General features: G+C 73.2%; 13 protein-coding genes and 1 pseudogene. 7 read left to right on the top strand and 7 right to left on the bottom strand.

All coding sequences use genetic code 11. The annotated features are described in order from the left end of the window. The first annotated feature begins 24 nt into the window (after positions 1–24). Together WMF28_RS31010 and WMF28_RS31005 are read left to right on the top strand one after the other, a co-directional pair. On the top strand, positions 25–1254 hold the full coding sequence (locus tag WMF28_RS31010; protein WP_437596978.1) for an MFS transporter: 1230 nt from the start codon (positions 25–27) through the stop codon (positions 1252–1254). Positions 1255–1425: 171 nt separating this feature from the next. Continuing rightward, entirely contained in the window at positions 1426–1851 is a 426-nt protein-coding gene (locus tag WMF28_RS31005; RefSeq protein WP_437596977.1) for a hypothetical protein, read from the top strand. A 159-nt stretch (positions 1852–2010) separates the two neighbouring features. On the opposite strand, the pseudogene WMF28_RS31000 reads toward WMF28_RS31005, so the two are convergent. Beyond that, positions 2011–2454, bottom strand: a pseudogene (locus WMF28_RS31000) (formylglycine-generating enzyme family protein); the annotation flags it as partial. A 375-nt stretch (positions 2455–2829) separates the two neighbouring features. Between WMF28_RS31000 and WMF28_RS30995 the strand changes: the two are divergent. Further along, on the top strand, positions 2830–3975 hold the full coding sequence (locus WMF28_RS30995; RefSeq protein ID WP_437596976.1) for a hypothetical protein: 1146 nt from the start codon (positions 2830–2832) through the stop codon (positions 3973–3975). A 520-nt stretch (positions 3976–4495) separates the two neighbouring features. Here the strand turns inward: WMF28_RS30995 and WMF28_RS30990 are convergent. Then, a complete protein-coding gene (locus WMF28_RS30990; RefSeq protein ID WP_437596975.1) occupies positions 4496–6964 on the bottom strand; it encodes an SUMF1/EgtB/PvdO family nonheme iron enzyme in 2469 nt (822 codons plus the stop codon). A 164-nt stretch (positions 6965–7128) separates the two neighbouring features. Between WMF28_RS30990 and WMF28_RS30985 the strand changes: the two genes are divergently transcribed. From WMF28_RS30985 to WMF28_RS30970, 4 genes are all read left to right on the top strand, one after another. Next, positions 7129–7686, top strand: a complete 558-nt coding sequence (locus WMF28_RS30985) for a DJ-1 family glyoxalase III (RefSeq protein WP_437596974.1) — start codon at positions 7129–7131, stop codon at positions 7684–7686. 129 nt (positions 7687–7815) lie between these two features. Further along, complete coding sequence (locus tag WMF28_RS30980; RefSeq protein ID WP_437596973.1) at positions 7816–9555, top strand: carbon starvation CstA family protein; 1740 nt, start codon at positions 7816–7818, stop codon at positions 9553–9555. A gap of 127 nt (positions 9556–9682) precedes the next feature. Then, complete coding sequence (locus WMF28_RS30975; protein WP_437596972.1) at positions 9683–11206, top strand: AlkA N-terminal domain-containing protein; 1524 nt, start codon at positions 9683–9685, stop codon at positions 11204–11206. After that, complete coding sequence (locus WMF28_RS30970; RefSeq protein WP_437596971.1) at positions 11187–11714, top strand: methylated-DNA--[protein]-cysteine S-methyltransferase; 528 nt, start codon at positions 11187–11189, stop codon at positions 11712–11714. The genes WMF28_RS30975 and WMF28_RS30970 overlap by 20 nt, the downstream gene beginning before the upstream one ends. Here WMF28_RS30970 and WMF28_RS30965 read toward each other — a convergent pair. The 5 genes from WMF28_RS30965 to egtD form a co-directional block, all read right to left on the bottom strand. Further along, positions 11679–12989 (bottom strand): MopE-related protein, encoded by a 1311-nt coding sequence (locus WMF28_RS30965; protein WP_437596970.1) that lies wholly within the window; start codon positions 12987–12989, stop codon positions 11679–11681. The genes WMF28_RS30970 and WMF28_RS30965 overlap by 36 nt on opposite strands. Positions 12990–13061: 72 nt before the next feature. After that, positions 13062–13754 (bottom strand): thioredoxin-like domain-containing protein, encoded by a 693-nt coding sequence (locus tag WMF28_RS30960; protein ID WP_437596969.1) that lies wholly within the window; start codon positions 13752–13754, stop codon positions 13062–13064. Continuing rightward, positions 13751–14449, bottom strand: a complete 699-nt coding sequence (locus tag WMF28_RS30955) for a hypothetical protein (RefSeq protein WP_437596968.1) — start codon at positions 14447–14449, stop codon at positions 13751–13753. The genes WMF28_RS30960 and WMF28_RS30955 overlap by 4 nt, the downstream gene beginning before the upstream one ends. Before the next feature lie 7 nt (positions 14450–14456). After that, positions 14457–15785, bottom strand: coding sequence for a vitamin K epoxide reductase family protein (locus WMF28_RS30950; RefSeq protein WP_437596967.1), 1329 nt, complete (start codon positions 15783–15785; stop codon positions 14457–14459). Positions 15786–15923: 138 nt separating this feature from the next. Further along, on the bottom strand, positions 15924–16910 hold the full coding sequence (gene egtD / locus WMF28_RS30945; protein WP_437596966.1) for an L-histidine N(alpha)-methyltransferase: 987 nt from the start codon (positions 16908–16910) through the stop codon (positions 15924–15926). Positions 16911–16989 lie beyond the last annotated feature (79 nt).

Here is a 16989-nt window from a genome sequence, read left to right as displayed (position 1 = left end):
CCCCGCCCGGGCGGCGGTCTCGTGATGGCGGCGCGCGACGTGGAGACCTCCAGGGAGGCCGGGGAGCGGGCGCCCGCCGCGCGGCTCGGGGCGCAGCGCATCGCCGGGCTCCTGATCTTCCTCGCCAACGGCTTCTGCATGGGCACGTGGGTGACGCGCATCCCCGACTTCAAGCACGCGCTCGCGCTGAACGAGGCGACCCTGGGCAACGTGCTGCTCGCGCCGGCGCTCGGCGCGTTCGTGGGGATGCCGATGGCCGGGTGGCTCGTCGCGCGCCTGGGGAGCCGCGCGGTGGCGGTGTCCTCCGGCGCGGCGTTCGCGCTCAGCCTGTTCGGGCTGGGGTTCGCGCGGACGCCGGTCGAGCTGTTCCTGGCGCTGACGTTCTTCGGCGTCTCGAACGGCGTGATGGACGTGTCGATGAACGCCAACGCCGCCGAGGTGGAGCTCGCGTGGGGGCGGCCGATCATGTCGTCGTTCCACGCGCTCTACAGCGTCGGGGGGCTCGCCGGCGCGGCGGCCGGGGGGGGGCTCGCGCACGCGGGGGTGGCGCCGGCCGCGCACCTCTCCCTCGCGGCGGTGGCGGCGCTGCTCCTCGTCGGGCTGCTCTCGGCCTGGGTGCGGCCCGGCGTCCCGGCGCCGGAGCCGCCGAGGAACCCCTTCGCGCTGCCGCCCCGCGCGATGTGGCCGCTCTGCGCGATCGCCTTCCTGTGCATGTTCGGCGAGGGCGCGATGGCCGACTGGAGCGCGGTGTACCTCCGCGACACGCTCGGCACGTCGGCGGCCTTCGCGGCGACGGGGTTCGCGGCCTTCTCGGTGGCGATGGCGGCGGGCCGCTTCCTCGGCGACGGGGTGAGCACCCGGCTCGGCCCGGTCGCGGTGGTGCGGGGCGGGGCCGTCCTCGTGACGCTGGGGCTCGCCGCGGCGCTGCTGATCGGCCGTCCGATGGCCGGCCTGTTCGGGTTCGCGAGCGTGGGGCTCGGGCTCTCGTGCGTCATCCCCACGGTCTTCAGCGCGGCGGCGCGCACCGGCCCCACCGGCAGCTCCATCGCGGCCGTCGCGACGTTCGGCTACCTCGCCTTCCTCGGCGGTCCGCCCGTGGTCGGCCACATCGCCGCGGCCACGAGCCTCCCCGTCGCGCTGTCGCTCATCGTGGTCGGGGCGCTCGCCATCGTGCTGCTCGCCGGGGCCGCGGGCGGCCCGGCGCCCGCGGTGCAGGACGCGGGGGGTCGACCCGGCGAGCGCCTGGAGACCTGACCGGCGGGCGAGGCCCTCGTGCGACGAGGCCCTCGTGCGACCATCCGGCGCGGAGCACGAGGGCGACAGGAGCTCACCGCGCCAGGAGGTGACACGCCTGCAGGCACGGTCGTGAGCCTGCGCTCCTCGGTCTGGCTCCAGGTGGCTCCGTGGAGCCGGGAGATTCGAAGCATGGACAGTATCGACCCGAACAATCCCGTCGTGCGGCTCTGCGCCGAGGGCATGCAGGCCGAAGGCGAGGGGCGGCACGAGGACGCCCGCGCCCTCTTCGAGCGAGCATGGGCCGCGTGCGCCGACGATTACGACGCGTGCCTCGCCGCCCACTACCTCGCCCGCCACCAGGGGAGCGATCAGGGAACGCTCGCGTGGAACCAGGAAGCCCTGCGCCGCGCCGACGCCGTGGGCGACGACCGCGTGCGCGGGTTCTATCCGTCGCTCCTCCTCAACATGGGGCACTCGCACGAAGTGCTCGGCGACATCGCCGAGGCGCGCGCCTTCTACGAGCGCGCGGCGGCGAGGCTCGACGAGCTCCCCGCGGGACCGTACGGCGACATGGTCAGGAACGCCGTGAAGCGGGTCCGCGAGCGGGTCGAGTAGCCACAGCCCCGCGCGCCCGCTGTCGCGACGGTCGCCTCGCGCGTCGCGGCCACGCGGCGCGCCCTGCTCGCGCAGCGCGTCGGGCCAGCGCCGCTGCGGCTCCTCGAAGTCGCCCTGCGGGTCCTCGCCGCCGGGCGGCGGAAGGACGAGGCCGTCCGAGACCCACTCGGACACGTTGCCGGCGAGATCGTAGACGCCCTCGGGCGTGCGATCGCTCGGGTGGGCGCCGGACGTGCAGGTCGCGACCTCGGTGCCGCGCGCGAGGCAGGCCTCGTTGCGGTCGTAGCACGCGCGCTCGCAGGCCAGCGCGTCGTCGCCCCAGACGAAGGCCCGGCCCGCCGCGCCGCGCGCCGCGACCTCCCACGCCGCTTCGGTGGGCAGCCGCCGGCCCCGGAAGCGGCAGTAGCTCTCGGCCTGGGAGTCGTCGACGCAGTTGATCGGGTGCCCGGTCGCGTTGCGAGGCTCGTTGCAGCGCCGCGACCACAGCTCGGCCTCCTTCGGAGCCGCGCGTGCGCCGCCAGGAGGTACTTGCGCGCGCGGGGGGAGAACATGGGGAGGTCCGGCTCGGCGACCAGGCACCGCCACGCCTCTCGCGGCGTGCATCGGCCCCGTGAAGGGCGGGAGTGACGGCGGAGCCGGCGGCAGCGGCGGTGCCGGCCTCTTGCTCGCTGAACGCGCGCCGGACCGACCCTACACGCGGAGATGACGCCTGTCATGGGAGCGTGACAGCGAGGGTGTCAGGAGCGCGTGACAGCGACGTGCAGCAACCCGGTCGCTGGTCGCGGCCGGCGTGTCGCGATCACGGCCTGATCGCGCCCGATCCGGCGTCTCGCCCCCGGAACAGGAGGCAGAGCCATCGCTGGACGCGCCGGGCGGCCGCGCGCGGCATGCGCGTTGCAATCGCCTCGTCGCGGTCGCGCTGGGGCAGCGATGGCCGTTATCCAACATCGAACTCGTGGAGTGGAAAGGAAGCATGTCATGAGGAGCAATGCACTGCTGCTGGGATCGCTCGTCGTCGGCATCATGGGCGCAGGTTGCGCCGTGGCGTACGAGGCCGAGGAGGGCGAGGTGGGCGACGCCCAGCAAGCGTTCGTGTCCCATGCGTGGGCGTATGCGTGGGCGCACCAGGCGACGGGCTCGTTCACCGCGAGCTCGAGCTACTCGCGGAACTCCTCCGGAGACGCATCTGGGCAGGGCGTGAACAACACCGTCACGCAGCTCGGTGCGGGCCAGTATCGCGTGCGGTTTCCGGACGTGGGCGCGGCGCCGGGCGGTCATGTCCAGGTCACGGCCTACGGCGCGGGCGCCGAGCGCTGCAAGGTCAATTCCTGGGTCAGGAGCGGCGATGACGTGGATGTTTATGTCAACTGCTTCACCGCCGGCGGCGCGCCGGTCGACACCCAGTTCAGCGTCGCATATGTCCACAAGTCGGGCACCGGATCCTCGGACGAGGCGTACGTCTGGGCGAACAACCCGACGGCGTCGGCGTACGCGCCCGTCGCGACGTACCAGTTCAACTCGAGCGGCGTGAACAACACGATCGCGCGCCAGGGGGTGGGCTACTATGCGGTGACCCTGCCGGGGCAGACCGCGGGCGGCGCGACGGTCGAGGTGACGGCCTACGGCCCGGGTAGCGATCACTGCAAGGTCAGCAGCTGGGGGCAGTCCGGAGGCGACGCGGTGGTCGGCGTGCGCTGCTTCGACAGCTCGGGCGCCCCGTCGGATAGCCAGTTCACCCTCAACTTCGCGCGCTCGAGGCAGGTGAACGGCGGGCTCTCCTACAGCTACGCCTGGGCGAACAACGCCACGGCGGCGGCGTACACGCCGAGCCTCTCCTATCAGGAAGGCTACATCGCGGGGGACCTGGGCGAGGTGGAGACCGACATCACCGCAGGGCGCACGTCCGCAGGCCGCTACTCCGTCAGCCTGCCCGGCATGTCGGCGTCGGGCTCGAACGTGCAGATCACGGCGTACGGCACCGGACCGGAGCACTGCAAGGTCGTCGGCTGGTCCGGCACCGAGACGAACACGAACGTCAACGTCGCCTGCTTCGATGCCAGCGGCGCGCCGACGGACACGCGCTTCGTCCTCGTGTACACGGACGACAAGTTCATCGTCCTGTGAGCTGCAGGGCGGGGGGGCCTGCTCCGGCCCGCAGGCGATGGACGCGGCGCTCCGGGGCGCCGTGCTCCCAGACGCAAGCGGGGCGGAGCGGTCGACGACCCGCGCCGAGCTTCTGCGCCGCACGTTCGCAGGATCGATGTCCTCGAGTGCCCGGCCTGCAAAGCGCTTCGCCGCGCACCACGTCGCCCCGCCTTGCCCCGCCGCCCCGCCCCGGGCAGGCGACGGGAGGTTCTGTTTAGCCAGTAAACTGGCTAAATATAGACGGAATTTAGAGAATCAATTCTGTATTCTGGCTAAATGAAGGCTCCGTTCAGAATTTAATCTGTCAGATCCAGGTGATCGAAAGCCACATCGAGAGAATCGACTCTGGGAACCAGAACAATCTGCCCAGGATCCAGAGAAAACACTCAGGAATCGAGCGAAACGGCCCGCCCGGGCCCTGTCGGATCGGTGATCCGTGGACGCACGGCACCGGATCCGGCCATGCCGTGCGGGAGGACGAGGGGCTCAGCGCTTCAGCTCAGGGGGCCGCCGCTCCCTGCTCGGCCGGCGCAGCCTGCGGCGCGGGGGCGGGCGGCTGCGCGGCGGCGTCCTCCTGCGCCGGCGCATCCATGGCGCAGCGGAAGCCGATCCAGGCGTGCGCCGTCACGGGCGCCGCGGCGGTGCGGTAGGTGGTGGAGAGCTTCTCGGGGCCGTCGAGGAAGTTCGCGCCGCGCACCACCTTGAGCGGGAAGGACGGGTCGCCCTGCGGGTCCTCGCCGCCGGGCGGCGGAAAGACGAGGCCGTCCGAGACCCACTCGGACACGTTGCCGGCGAGATCGTAGACGCCCTCGGGCGTGCGATCGCTCGGGTGGGCGCCGGACGCGCAGGTCGCGACCTCGGTGCCGCGCGCGAGGCAGGCCTCGTTGCGGTCGTAGCAGGCGCGCTCGCAGGTCGGCGCGTCGTCGCCCCAGACGAAGGCCCGGCCCGCCGCGCCGCGCGCCGCGACCTCCCACTCCGCTTCGGTGGGCAGCCGCCGGCCCCGGAAGCGGCAGTAGCTCTCGGCCTGGGAGTAGTCGACGCAGTTGATGGGGTGCCCGGTCGCGTTGCGAGGCTCGTTGCAGCGCCGCGACCACAGCTCGGCCTCCTTCTGGTCCTCGGACGCCGCCGGCGCCAGCGCGCCGGGCAGGAGCTCGGGGGTCAGCGAGACGTGATCCGCCGTGGAGCACATGCGCTGCTGCATGCAGGCGCGGTAGGCGCGGACGGTCACCTCGTTGCGATCGATGTAGAACCCGCGGGTGAGCGTCACCTGGCGGGCCTCGCCCGCGGCGCCGATCGTTGTCGTGAGCGGCCCGATGAAGACCATGTCGGCCGGCGGCGCCGTCACGGCGGCGGGCACGGCGGCCGACGCCGCCGCCGCGGCGCTCTCCGCGGGCGCGGCGGTGGCGATCGCCTCCGCCGCGCCCGCGGGGGCCGCCGCGGCGCGCCCGGTGGGCGAGGCCTTCGCCGGGGCGCGCGCGGCCGGCGCCCGCGCCGGCTTCTTGCCGTCGGGCGCCTGCGTCAGGAAGTACGCCGCCGCGCCGGCGCCGCCGAGCAGGAGCGTCGCGAGGAGCCAGGGCAGCGCCGCGCGCGCAGGGCTGCGGCGCTGCTGCGGCGGGGCGACGGGCGGCGCGGCGTGCGGCGGCCCGCCCGCCGCGGGCGGTGGGGGCGGGGCGGCGCCGGGCGGCGGGGGCGGCGGGCGGGCCGCGGGGTAGGCGGCGGGCGCGACCGTCTCGATCATGGAGTCGTCGACCTGCGCGGTCCGGGAGCCCCCCGTCGCCAGCGCGGCAGCCGCGCCGGCCGCGCCGGCGGCGCCGCCCGTCGGATGCCCGCTCGCGCCGTGGCTCACCTTGACCACGGCGGGCCGCGCCGGGGCGGGCGCGTGCGCGTCGGCGAGCATCGTCGGCTCGATCGGCAAGCCGGCGTGTCCGGTCGCGATGCCGAGCCCGCGCGAGGCCGCGTACTCCGCGGTCGACAGCCCGCCCGCGTGCTCCGCGCCGGGGGCGTCGAGCCCCGCGCCCGACCCGGCGCGCTCGCCGCGCGCCGCGGCCGAGAGCGCGTCCCAGAACTCACCCGCGTTCGTGAAGCGGTGCTTGGGCTCGATGGAGAGCGCCCTGTCGAGCACGCGCTCGATCGCCTCCGGCGCGTCCGGGAGCCCGCGCGCGCGCAGCGTCGGGCGCACCGCCGGGTCGGCCGAGGCGATGTAGAGCTGCGTGGGGTCGTCCCCCTCGAGCGCGCGCTTGCCGCTCACGAGCTCGACGAAGATGAGCGCGAGCGCGAACACGTCGGTCCAGGGGCCGGTCGCGCCGCGGGCCTTGTTGAACTGCTCGGGCGCCCCGTAGCGCGGCGTGAACGCGCTCGGCCCCTGCCGGGTCGCCGCGAGCGCCTCGGTGAACGTGGGGTGGTCGGCCAGCACCTTCGCGATGCCGAAGTCGAGCACCTTCAGCGTCCGCACCCCGCCGACGTCGGTGAGGAACAGGTTGGCCGGCTTCACGTCGCGGTGCGCGACCTTGTGCGCGTGCGCGACGGCGAGCGCGCGCGCGGCCGGCGCGAGCAGCTGGATCGCCTCGGCGATCGACATGCCGAACTCCCCCCGGTCGCGCCGGTCCCGGAGGTGCTGCCCGAGCGTCTGGCCCTCCAGCCACTCCAGCACGAGGTAGGGCACCCACACGCCGGCCTGGGTCGTGAACGCGCCGACGTCGAGCGCCTGCACGATGCCCGAGGTGGCCCGCGACAGCCGGTGCAAGATCCGCCCCTCGCCCCGCAGCGTCTCGAGCAGCGCGTCGCGCTGCTCGGCGTCGAGCGAGGTCGGCATCTTCAGGCATTTGATCGCGATGAGCTCGCCAAATCCCTCGTGAATCCCGCGGTAGACGACGCCGAACCCGCCATCGCCGATGACGGCCGCGACGCGGTACTTCCCCTCGATGGTCTGCCCCGAGAGGCCGAAAGGATCGTCGGACGGCTCCACCATGCCCCGCTCCTAGCGCGTCGCCGTTCGCAGGCAAAGGGGCTTCGGCGCCGCCAGCCTGCGTTCTCTGTTCCCCCTGCTTCCCTCTGCTTCCCTCCGCTTCTTCCCTCTACTTCCCTCGTCACGCCCGCTTGCATCCGGTGGCTCGTGGCGCCATGCCGGCGCTCATGAAGACACCGCGAGCGCTCGTGATCCTGGCCGAGGGAGCTGAGGAGATGGAAACGACCATCCTCGTCGACGTCCTCCGCCGCGCCGAGGTCGAGGTCGTCCTCGCCGGGCTGGACGGACCGGGGCCGGTGCGCTGCAGCCGCGGCGTGCGCCTCGTGCCGGACGCGGAGCTCTCGTCGGTTGCGGGCGACTTCGACGTCGTGGTCCTCCCGGGCGGCAAGGGCGGGGCCGACCGTCTGGCCGGCTCGCCGGCCGTCGGCGAGCGCCTCCGCGCGCAAACACAGGCGGGCCGCCTCGTCGCGGCGATCTGCGCGGCGCCGATCGCGCTCGCGGCGCACGGGCTCTTCCAGGGGAAGAAGATGGCGTGCCACCCGTCCGTGAACGACGTGGTGTCGGCGCACGGCGCGCTCGTCGCGAGCCCGGTCGTCGAGGACGGGCAGCTCGTGACAAGCCAGGGGCCCGGCACCGCGATGGCGTTCTCGCTCGCGCTTGTCGCGCGGCTCCGCGGCGAGGAGGTCGCCGCGAAGGTGCGCGCGCCGATGATGCTGCCGTCCTGAGCCTGCGCCGTCCAGGGAGGCCCTGCGGCGCTCGCGTCCCGGAGCGGCGCGCGTCCACCCCGTCGCCCCTCCTGGCTCGGGGCGTTTGCAGGCTCACAGCTGCGCGCGGTTGGACTTATACTCCGCCGCGTGCTGCCGCTGCTCGCTCTGACCGTCATCGTCGTGCTGTGCCTTGGCTACCGCTTCTACGGGAGGCTGGTCGCGCGCAACTACGCGCTCGACGACGGCGCGGTGACGCCCGCGGTCAAGGTGAACGACGGCGAGGACTACGTGCCCACGAAGCCGTTCTACCTCTTCGGGCAGCACTTCAGCGCCATCGCCGCCGCCGGGCCGATCGCCGGCCCCATCCTCGCCGGCCAGGCGTTCGGGTGGCTCCCGTGCATCCTCTGGATCGCGATCGGCGTCGTGTTCATCGGCGCGGTGCACGACTTCTCCGCGCTCATCGCGAGCGTCCGCCACGAGGCCGAGAGCGTCGCCGAGATCGCGAAGCGGCACATCGGCCGGCGCGCCTGGCTGTCGATGATGATCTTCATCTGGCTGGCGCTCTCCTACGTGATCGTCGCCTTCACGGACATCACGGCGAGCACCTTCGTCGGCAAGACCGAGGAGTTCGAGGGCGGCGCGTTCCATTTCAACCCCGGCGGCGCCGTGGCGGCGGCGAGCGCCGCCTACCTCGGCCTCTCCCTCACCATGGGCGTGGTCGAGCGGTACCTCAAGCCGCCGCTCTGGCTCACCACCCTGCTCTTCGTCCCCGCGACGCTCGCCGTCGTCTGGCTCGGCACGAAGATCTCGACCGCGTTCGTGCTGCCGGTCGACAACCCGCAGCGCGCCTTCGGCCTCATCATCCTCGTCTACTGCTTCGTGGCCTCGCTCCTGCCGGTCTGGTCGCTCCTCCAGCCGCGCGGCTACCTGGGCGGGTTCGTTCTGTACATCGCGCTCGCGGTCGGCGTGATCGGGATCTTCTTCGGGAACCTCCGGTACCCGGGGGAGTTCGAGCTCCGACAGCCCGCGTTCACGACGTGGGACGCCGGCGGCGCGACCGGCATGCTCTTCCCGTTCCTTTTCGTCACCATCGCCTGCGGCGCCTGCTCCGGCTTCCACGGGCTCGTCTGCTCGGGGACGACGTCGAAGCAGATCTCGAAGGAGACGCACACCCACTCCGTGGGCTACGGCGCGATGCTGGCCGAGGCGTTCGTCGCGCTGATCGCGCTCGCGACGCTCGTCATCGTGGCGCAGGGGACGAAGCTGGGCGGCCCGGGCAAGATCTACGGCGACGGGATCGGCAAGTTCCTCACCGTGATCATCGGCAAGGAGCACTTCCTCTTCGCCGCGACGTTCGGCGCGATGGCGTTCTCCACCTTCGTGTTCGACACGCTGGACGTCTCGACGCGCCTCAGCCGCTACATCCTCGAGGAGCTGTTCCACTGGAAGGGGAGGGTGCTGTCCGCGGCCGCGACCGCGCTCTCGCTGGCGCCGCCCACGCTGTTCATCATGACCGCGCGCCCGCCCGCGCCCGGCGTGCGGCCCGCGTACCTCGACTTCTGGACGCTGTTCGGCACGAGCAACCAGCTGCTCGCGGCGCTGACGCTCCTCTCGGTCACGGTCTGGCTGCACCGCGAGAAGCGGCGCATCTGGTACACGGCGATCCCGATGGTGTTCGTCATGACGATCACCGTGTGGGCCCTCATCCTGCAGGTGCGGAGCGCGCTCGTCGCCGTGCGGGCCGAGGGGCTCACGCTGAACGCGACGACGCTGAACGGCCTCGTGGGGCTCGCGCTGATCGGGCTCGCGTTGTCGCTGATGGTCGAGGCGGTGAAGGCCCTGAAGAACGGCCCGGCCGTCGAGCCGGCGCCCGGCCCGGCGCGCTGAGGGGGCTGGATCGCGGATCGGGAGCGGCGGGCAGCCGGGGGGGCGATCGGGAGCGGCGGGTACCGTCCGCTCTCACAGGTCCGAAAAGCGCCAGAGGCGCGGCGGCGCCTGCGCTACGACGCTTTGCATGCGGCTCGACGAAGACGCCTGTTATCGCGCGATCGAGACCCGCGACCTCCGCTTCGACGGTCGCTTCTTCACGGGCGTGCAGTCGACGGGCATCTACTGTCGCCCGATCTGCCCGGCGCGGACGCCGAAGCGGGAGCGCTGCGTCTTCTTCCCCTCGGCGGCCGCCGCGCAGGAGGCCGGCTACCGCCCGTGCCTGCGTTGCCGCCCCGAGGCCTCGCCCGGGACGCCCGCGTGGCTCGGCACCTCGGCCGTCGTCTCGCGGGCGCTGCGGCTCATCGCGGAGGGCGCGCTCGACGACGCGGACGCCCCGGCGCTCGCGGCGCGGCTCGGCGTGGGCGAGCGCCACCTGCGGCGGCTCTTCCTGCGGCACGTCGGCGCCTCCCCGCTCGCGGTGGCGCAGACGCGGCGCCTCCTGTTCGCGAAGAAGCTCCTCGACGAGACCGCGCTCTCCATGACCGAGGTGGCGCTCTCGTCGGGGTTCTCGAGCGTCCGCCGGTTCAACGACGCGATCCGCGCCACCTACGCGCGGACGCCGCGCGAGCTGCGGCAGGCTGCGTCGCGGCGGGGCGGCGGGGCGGCGCGCGCGGACGCCAGCGCGCCGGACATCGCGCTCCGCCTCCCGTTCCGCCCGCCGCTCGACTGGGACGCCCTCGCCGGCTTCCTCGGCGCCCGCGCCATCCCGGGCGTGGAGTCGGCGGGCCCCGGCGCGTACCGCCGCACGGTGCGCGTCGCCGGCGGGCACGGCGTCGTCGAGGTGCGCCCGGTGCCCGGCGAGGCCTGCCTCCTCGCGCGGCTGCGGCTGCCCGGCACCGAGGGGCTGATCCACTGCGCCGAGCGCCTGCGGCGGCTCTTCGACCTCGGCGCCGATCCCGACGCGATCGCGGCGCACCTCGGGGCCGACCCGCAGCTCGCCCCCCGGGTCGCGGCGCTGCCGGGGGTGCGCGTGCCGGGCGCGTGGGACGGCTTCGAGCTCGCGGTGCGGGCGATCCTGGGCCAGCAGGTGAGCGTGCGCGCCGCCACGCAGCTCTCGGGCCGCCTTGTCGAGCGGCACGGCGAGCCGCTCTCGCTGCCCGGCGGCCCGCCCGAGGGCGCCGAGGGCCTCCGCCTCGTCTTCCCGACGCCCGGGGCGCTCGCCGCGGCCGACCTCTCGGACCTCGGCGTGCCGCGGGCGCGCGCGGCAGCGATCACCTCGCTCGCGGCGCACGTGGCTCGCGGCGAGGTCGCGCTCGACGCCTCGCGCGGCCTGGAGGAGACCGTGCGCGCGCTCTGCCGGGTGCCGGGCGTCGGCGAGTGGACCGCCCAGTACGTCGCGATGCGGGCGCTGCGGGAGCCGGACGCGTTCCCGGCCACCGATCTCGGCCTGCGGCGCGCGCTCGGCGGCGTCTCCGGCGCAGGCCTCCTGGAGATGGCGGAGGCGTGGCGCCCGTGGCGCGCCTACGCGGCGATGCTCTTGTGGACGGAGGACGTGCAGGGAGCGCGGCCCGCGGAGAGGGAGGTATCGAATGGAGCTCTTGCTGGATGAGGTCGAGTCGCCGCTCGGGGCCATGCTCCTCGCGGCCGGGGGCGGCGCGGTCCACGGGCTCGAGTTCGCGGACTGCGCGCCCCGCCTCCGCGCCTCGCTGGAGGCGCGCTACGGCGCGGTCACGCTGCGCAGCGCCGCGGATCCTCACGGCTTCTCCGGCCGGCTGAGGGCCTACTGGCGCGGCGATCTCGGCGCGCTCTCGGGCCTCCCGGTCGAGCCCGGCGGCACGCCGTTTCAGCGCCGCGTCTGGGCGGAGGTCCAGCGCGTCCTCCCGGGCGCGACGCGCTCCTACGGCGACGTCGCGGCGTCCCTGGGGCAGCCGTCGGCGTCACGCGCCGTGGGCCTGGCCAACGGCCGGAACCCGGTCTGTCTGGTCATCCCTTGCCACCGCATCGTGGGCGCCCGCGGGGACCTCACGGGCTACGCGGGCGGCCTCGCGCGCAAGCGGTGGCTGCTCGCGCACGAGGGCGCCTCAGGGGAAACAGGAGCGCGGCTCCTCCGCTCGTAGGAAGAAGCCGCAGTCTGTCGCGTCGAAGCAGCGATAGTACTCGTCGAGCTCCACGGCGCATCGGTCCTCGCACGCGCTGTCGAGGGTCCCGCCGCAGTGCTCCACGATGCAGCAATACGCCGCAGACAGGCTCGGCTGGCAACTCCGCGCCGCGCAGGCCTGGACCTGATAGTCGACGCAGCCGGCGCAGTCGACCCATACCCCGTCGAACATGCGTGGAGTCGTGGTGTCCGCTTCGTAGCAGTCGTCGACGCACGAACTCACCGTGCACGCCTGGATGCACGGCCGCGTGTCGGCCGAGCACCGCGGGAGGTGCGTGTCCGGCAGCGGCTCGGACGGCTCCGCGCACGCCTTCGCGGCGCACGTGCCGCCCGGCCCGCACTCGCTGAGATCGTCCCCGCAGCTCACGCCGTCGCAGCAGGGCTCGCCGACCCCGCCGCACGCCGTGCAGACGCCGTCGATGCAGTCGTTCCCGCCGCACGACTCGCCGCACGCGCCGCAGTTGAGCTCGTCCTCGGAGAGGTCGACGCACGTGGACCCGCACAGCGCGAGGCCCTCCGCGCACGTGCACTGCCCGCCCACGCAGGTCGTGATCGTGGGGCACGAGCGCCCGCAGGCGCCGCAGTTCTCCGGATCGGACTGCACGTCGATGCAGTGAAACCCCGAGGCGGTCTCGAGCGGACAGTAACCCTGCCCGGCCGGGCACTCGCAGCGCCCGCTCACGCAGCGCGCGTCCTCGGCGCCGCAGAGGGCGCTGCCCTCGCCCTCGTCGGCCGCGCCGTTGCAGTTGTTGTCGGCGCCGTCGCACAGCTCGCCGAGCGCCGGGGCGTTGCGTGGATCGTCGTCGTCGCAGTCCGCGCCGCCGCAGATCACGGGCAGCTCGTCGTCCCCATCGCCGTCCAGCCCCTCGAAGACGCACTGCCGGAGCGACTCGTCGCAGCGCTCTTCCTGGGTGCACGGATCCGCGTCCACGCAATCGGCCGGCGTCGCGCACGGCTTCTCGTTGACGCAGCTACCCCTCGCCCGATCACAGCGCCCGCCCGGACAGCGGGTGTCGTCCGCCACCGACTCGCACCGACCGCCGAAGCAGCTGTCGACGGTGCAGGGGACGCCGTCCGCGCAGTCTTTTGCGCTCTCGCAGGGCTCCCCTGACCCCTGCTGCGGCTGCTGCGGCGCGCCGCCGCCACAGCTCGCGAAGAGGAGCGCCGTCGACGCGCTCAGCAAGGAAAGGCGAAAGAGAAAGGCGATAGGATGTCTCGGCAGGGAGGTTCTCACGAGGCCCTTCTTCGAGCATAAGCGCGATCGCGACCATCGAACAAGCCGCGCGAGCGGCGGTTTCTTGCGCTCCTACTTCTTCGCCCCGAGCAGCGCCGCGATGGTCGGATAGTCGCTGTCCTCCACGGCCCCCTGGATCACGCACGTCACCTGTCCGCTCGGCGCCGCGAGCGCGTGGACCGGCAGCTCGGTCGTCTCCTTCACGCCGAGCGCCCGCAGCCACCCCGCCCGCTGAGGCCCGTCGGGCAGCCAGTACGAGGCGCGCACGCCGGTGCCCGGCTGCGCCTCCAGGAACCGCGACAGCTGCCGCTCGTCGTCGTCGATCGAGATGAACGCCAGATCGACGAGCACGCCGGCCGCCCGCAGCTTCTGCTGCCACGCGAGCAGCCGCGGCATCTCCTCCAGGCACGGCTTGCACCACGCCGCCCAGAAGTTCACCCACACCCACTTGCCGACGCCGAACCCAATGTTCGCCGGCAGCGGCTCCGCGCCCTGGGCCGCGACCGCCGTGAGCCCACCCGACGAGGGCGCCGGCCGCGGCGACTGCCCCGCGCACAGCAGCCGCGGCGCGGCCGGCGCCGCCGCGCTCGCGGGCGCCCTGGCGCTCGCCGTCGCGGCCGCGCCCGGCGCCGTCACCGCGTTGCTCCGCCCCTGGCCGGGCGTCGGGGGCGGCGGCAGATCCGCCTTCTCCCCATCGCACCCGCCCGCGAGCCCCGCGGCCACGGCGAGCGCGACGAGCGCGAAGCTCCTCCTGACGGCGCTCACAGCTGGCAGTCCACCCAGGAGACGAACGCGCTCCGGTTGATGGCCTCTGCCGTACATGCCTTGTTCTTGCGCGAGACGTTCCATTGGCAGTATTCCGCGCCGAGCTGGGCAAACTCGTTCCCGAGCCACAGCATCCCGACCTTCTTGTCCAGGTCCGGCTCCTTGAACTTGTCCGAGATGTCGAAGAGCACGCTGTTCGCGCGCTTGTGCGACAGCGTCCGGTTGAACTCCGGCGTCCCCGTCTTCGACGCCCGGGCGACGATGAAGAAGTAGCGCGCCCCGCGCCGATCGAGCCACATCTCCTCGACCATCTTCCTCGAGTCGTCGTCGAGCTTCTCCGAGGCATCGTCGAACATCACGACCCCGCCGCGCGTCTTCAGCGGCGTGAAGAGCGCGTTGAAGTCGTCGTCGCTGATCGACGCGAGCGTCTTCACGTCGGCCGGCTGGCACCCGCGCCGCGCCTCGGCCCCGACCAGGCCGCACGCGTTGAGCACCCGCTGCAGCACCGTCTTGAACGCCGGCGTGCAGTACGGCGCCTCGGCGTCGTTGGCGATGGCCACCGCCGGCCTCACCGCCGCGGCCACCCCCGTCTTCAGGCGCTGCGAAGCGGCCTGCACCTCCCCGTGCACCGTCACGCCGGACGCGACGAGCATCGCGCACCCGGCCACGATCCCGATGATCCCTGCGCCTCTCATGACCACCTCACCTCGTCCGGAGGGCCGGCGCGAGCTGCCTTATGGCATACGACAGCCCGATGTCCGTGTCCTCGTCACAGAGCCGCGTCGTGCCCAGGAACATCTGCGGCGTCGAGACAGGGAGCTTGTTGTCGACGATGTAACGGAGCATCCGGTTCAGCCGCAGCGCCGTCTCCTTCGAGTCCATGCACGCGTCGAGCCCCGGCCAGCGCTGCCGTATCGCCGCCTGCACGTTGGCGGTGCCGGCCCCCGCCTTCGCCCCTTCGAGCAGATCCTCCTGGTTGTCGTAGGCCCACTCGAGCACATCCATCGCCCGGTGATCGCCGCAGAGGATGGCCTTGGAGAGGAGGCACGCGCCCGGGTGCACCGGCCGGTCGAGCATCCAGTTGCACTCGCTGTCCAGCGGGAACAGCACCAGCGTCGTGTCGAGCTTCTCGAACACGCCTTCGGACACGAGCCGCTGGTGGAACGCCTTGCACGTCGGGCAGAGCGGATCGACGAAGATCGTCGCCGGCTGGACCGCGCCCGGCTGCTTCACGTGGAGCAGCGCGCCGTTCGGCTCGGTCGGCTTCTCCAGCTTGCCGCAGCCGGTCAGGTAGCTCGCGTAGCTCGGCAGCGCGCTCGCGTAGAGCAGCGCCGGCGTCACCGTGCACGCGCCGAGCGCGACGAGCCACCCCGGCAGGAGCAGCTTCGAGCCCATGCGGCGCGCGGGCGCGGGGGCCGCTCGGCCCGGCCCGTCGACGCCCAGGGGCGCCATGGGCACCGTGGGCCCCACCCCGGCCGCCCCGGCCGGGCGCGGCGTCGCGCTGGACCAGGCCGCGGCGCGCGCCGCCCTGCGGTCCTCGACGAACGCCCAGATTCCGCCGGCCGCGAGCAGCGCCGACGAGACGTACATGCCGACGCACGTCTTGCAGAACACCCCGAGGCGCACCGCCGAGATGAGCGCCATCAGGATCGACACGGCGAGCGGCGTCAGGCCCGCGACGAACAGGAAGTGCGCCGCGCGCCGCGGCGCGTGCTGGCCCGAGAGCAGCACGTAGAGCGCGAACGCCGCGAAGAACGCGAACGCGCCCAGCGCGAACAGCGAGATCGGGATACCGCCCCAGAAGCTCTCGCGGAACAGCGCGGAGTAGGGGCTGTACATGGCCACGCGGCACGCGGTGTCGGCGCCCGCCTGCGCGTCGAGGCCGGGAATGAAGCTGCAGTGCAGATCATGGACCTGCCGGTCGAGGTGCCGGATGTAGTCGAACGTCGACGAGGCGCTGAACGCCAGTCCCAGCAACGACCCGCAGAGCGCGAGCGCCGCAGGCCCGCGAGGACTACGACTGCCTGACATGACCGAGTGGATTACGCGACGCCGGGCAACGCGTCAAATTAGGATGCCTGTGCGTACGGGCATTTCCTGATGGCGCATGACGCGCGGCGCGCCGTGTCGCGATCCCGCCGGACGGCGCGCCGCGCTGAGCCTGCCGGCTCATCTCCCCGCGCGCTCCTCGGCGAGGAGCAGCGTCGTCGAGAACCGCCCGATCGGCTCGATCCACTGCTTGAAGCAGCGGAAGCCCGCGCGCTCCCCCATGCGCACGACGTCGTCCGGCTCGTACTTGTACGAGCTCTCCGTCCAGATGGATTCGCCCTCCTTGAAGGCGACCTCGAGGTCGAGCGCGTCCACGCGGATCGACTGCCGCCGGCGGCTGACGAGGTGCATCTCGACGCGCGAGTCCTGCGCGTTCCACGCCGCGCGGTGATCGAAGGAGCGGAGGTCGAACGTCGCGCCGAGCTCCCGGTTCATGCGCGCGAGCAGGTTCTTGTTGAAGGCGGAGGTCACGCCGAGCGGATCGTCGTACGCGAGCACCAGATCCGCCGCGGGCTTCACGAGGTCGGCGCCGAGCAGCAGCCCGTCCCCGGCGCGGAGCGAGGCGCGCAGCGCCGCGAGGAACGCCGCCGCGGCCGCCGGGGCCAGGTTGCCGATGTTCGAGCCGAGGAACAGCACGAGGACGGCGCCATCGCCGCCCCGCGCGTCGATCGCGCGCCGCGCCGTCGCGCGGGACAGGCCTTCCTCGTACCTCGCCCGGTGGGCCGACGTCTCCACGCGCGGCAGGCGGCCCAGGGTCCGGCGCGAGAGGTCGAGCGCCGTCTCCGACACGTCCACGAGGTGCACGTCGAGGCGAGGCACCCGCTTGCAGAGCGGCGCCGCCAGCAAGGCGAGCTTCTCCCCGCTGCCACAGCCGAGCTCGACGATCGAGGCGCCGGCCCCGAACGGCGCGACAATCGCCTCGGCGTGCCGCTCGAGCAGCGCCCGCTCCGCGCGCGTCAGCGGATACCACGGGAGCTGACAGATCGCCTCGAAGAGGTGCGAGCCGAGCGCATCGTAGAAATACTCCGGCGAGAGGTGCTTCGGCGACGCGTTCAGGCCCGCCCGGACATCCGCCATGAAGCGGTCGAGGGAGTCTGTCGTGTGCATCACGGAACCTTAGCCGCAGACCTTCGATAGAGCGCCTGGAAATCCATGGAGCTCCAATGATTTCCAGAGGTACCCCTCT

This window comes from Sorangium sp. So ce590, from assembly GCF_051521365.1.
In the GTDB taxonomy this organism is placed as follows: domain Bacteria; phylum Myxococcota_A; class Polyangia; order Polyangiales; family Polyangiaceae; genus Sorangium.
The sequence above is the reverse complement of the archived record's forward strand: the minus strand, read 5'-3'. Positions and strand labels throughout refer to the sequence as shown.

Bases quoted from the DNA above. Each gene is read 5' to 3' on its own strand.
- WMF28_RS31010 (WP_437596978.1), top strand. From the start codon at position 25: ATGGCGGCGCGCGACGTGGAGACCTCCAGGGAGGCCGGGGAGCGGGCG.
- WMF28_RS31005 (WP_437596977.1), top strand. From the start codon at position 1,426: ATGGACAGTATCGACCCGAACAATCCCGTCGTGCGGCTCTGCGCCGAG.
- WMF28_RS30995 (WP_437596976.1), top strand. From the start codon at position 2,830: ATGAGGAGCAATGCACTGCTGCTGGGATCGCTCGTCGTCGGCATCATG.
- WMF28_RS30990 (WP_437596975.1), bottom strand. From the start codon at position 6,964: ATGGTGGAGCCGTCCGACGATCCTTTCGGCCTCTCGGGGCAGACCATC.
- WMF28_RS30985 (WP_437596974.1), top strand. From the start codon at position 7,129: ATGAAGACACCGCGAGCGCTCGTGATCCTGGCCGAGGGAGCTGAGGAG.
- WMF28_RS30975 (WP_437596972.1), top strand. From the start codon at position 9,683: ATGCGGCTCGACGAAGACGCCTGTTATCGCGCGATCGAGACCCGCGAC.
- WMF28_RS30970 (WP_437596971.1), top strand. From the start codon at position 11,187: ATGGAGCTCTTGCTGGATGAGGTCGAGTCGCCGCTCGGGGCCATGCTC.
- WMF28_RS30955 (WP_437596968.1), bottom strand. From the start codon at position 14,449: ATGAGAGGCGCAGGGATCATCGGGATCGTGGCCGGGTGCGCGATGCTC.
- WMF28_RS30950 (WP_437596967.1), bottom strand. From the start codon at position 15,785: ATGTCAGGCAGTCGTAGTCCTCGCGGGCCTGCGGCGCTCGCGCTCTGC.
- egtD (WP_437596966.1), bottom strand. From the start codon at position 16,910: ATGCACACGACAGACTCCCTCGACCGCTTCATGGCGGATGTCCGGGCG.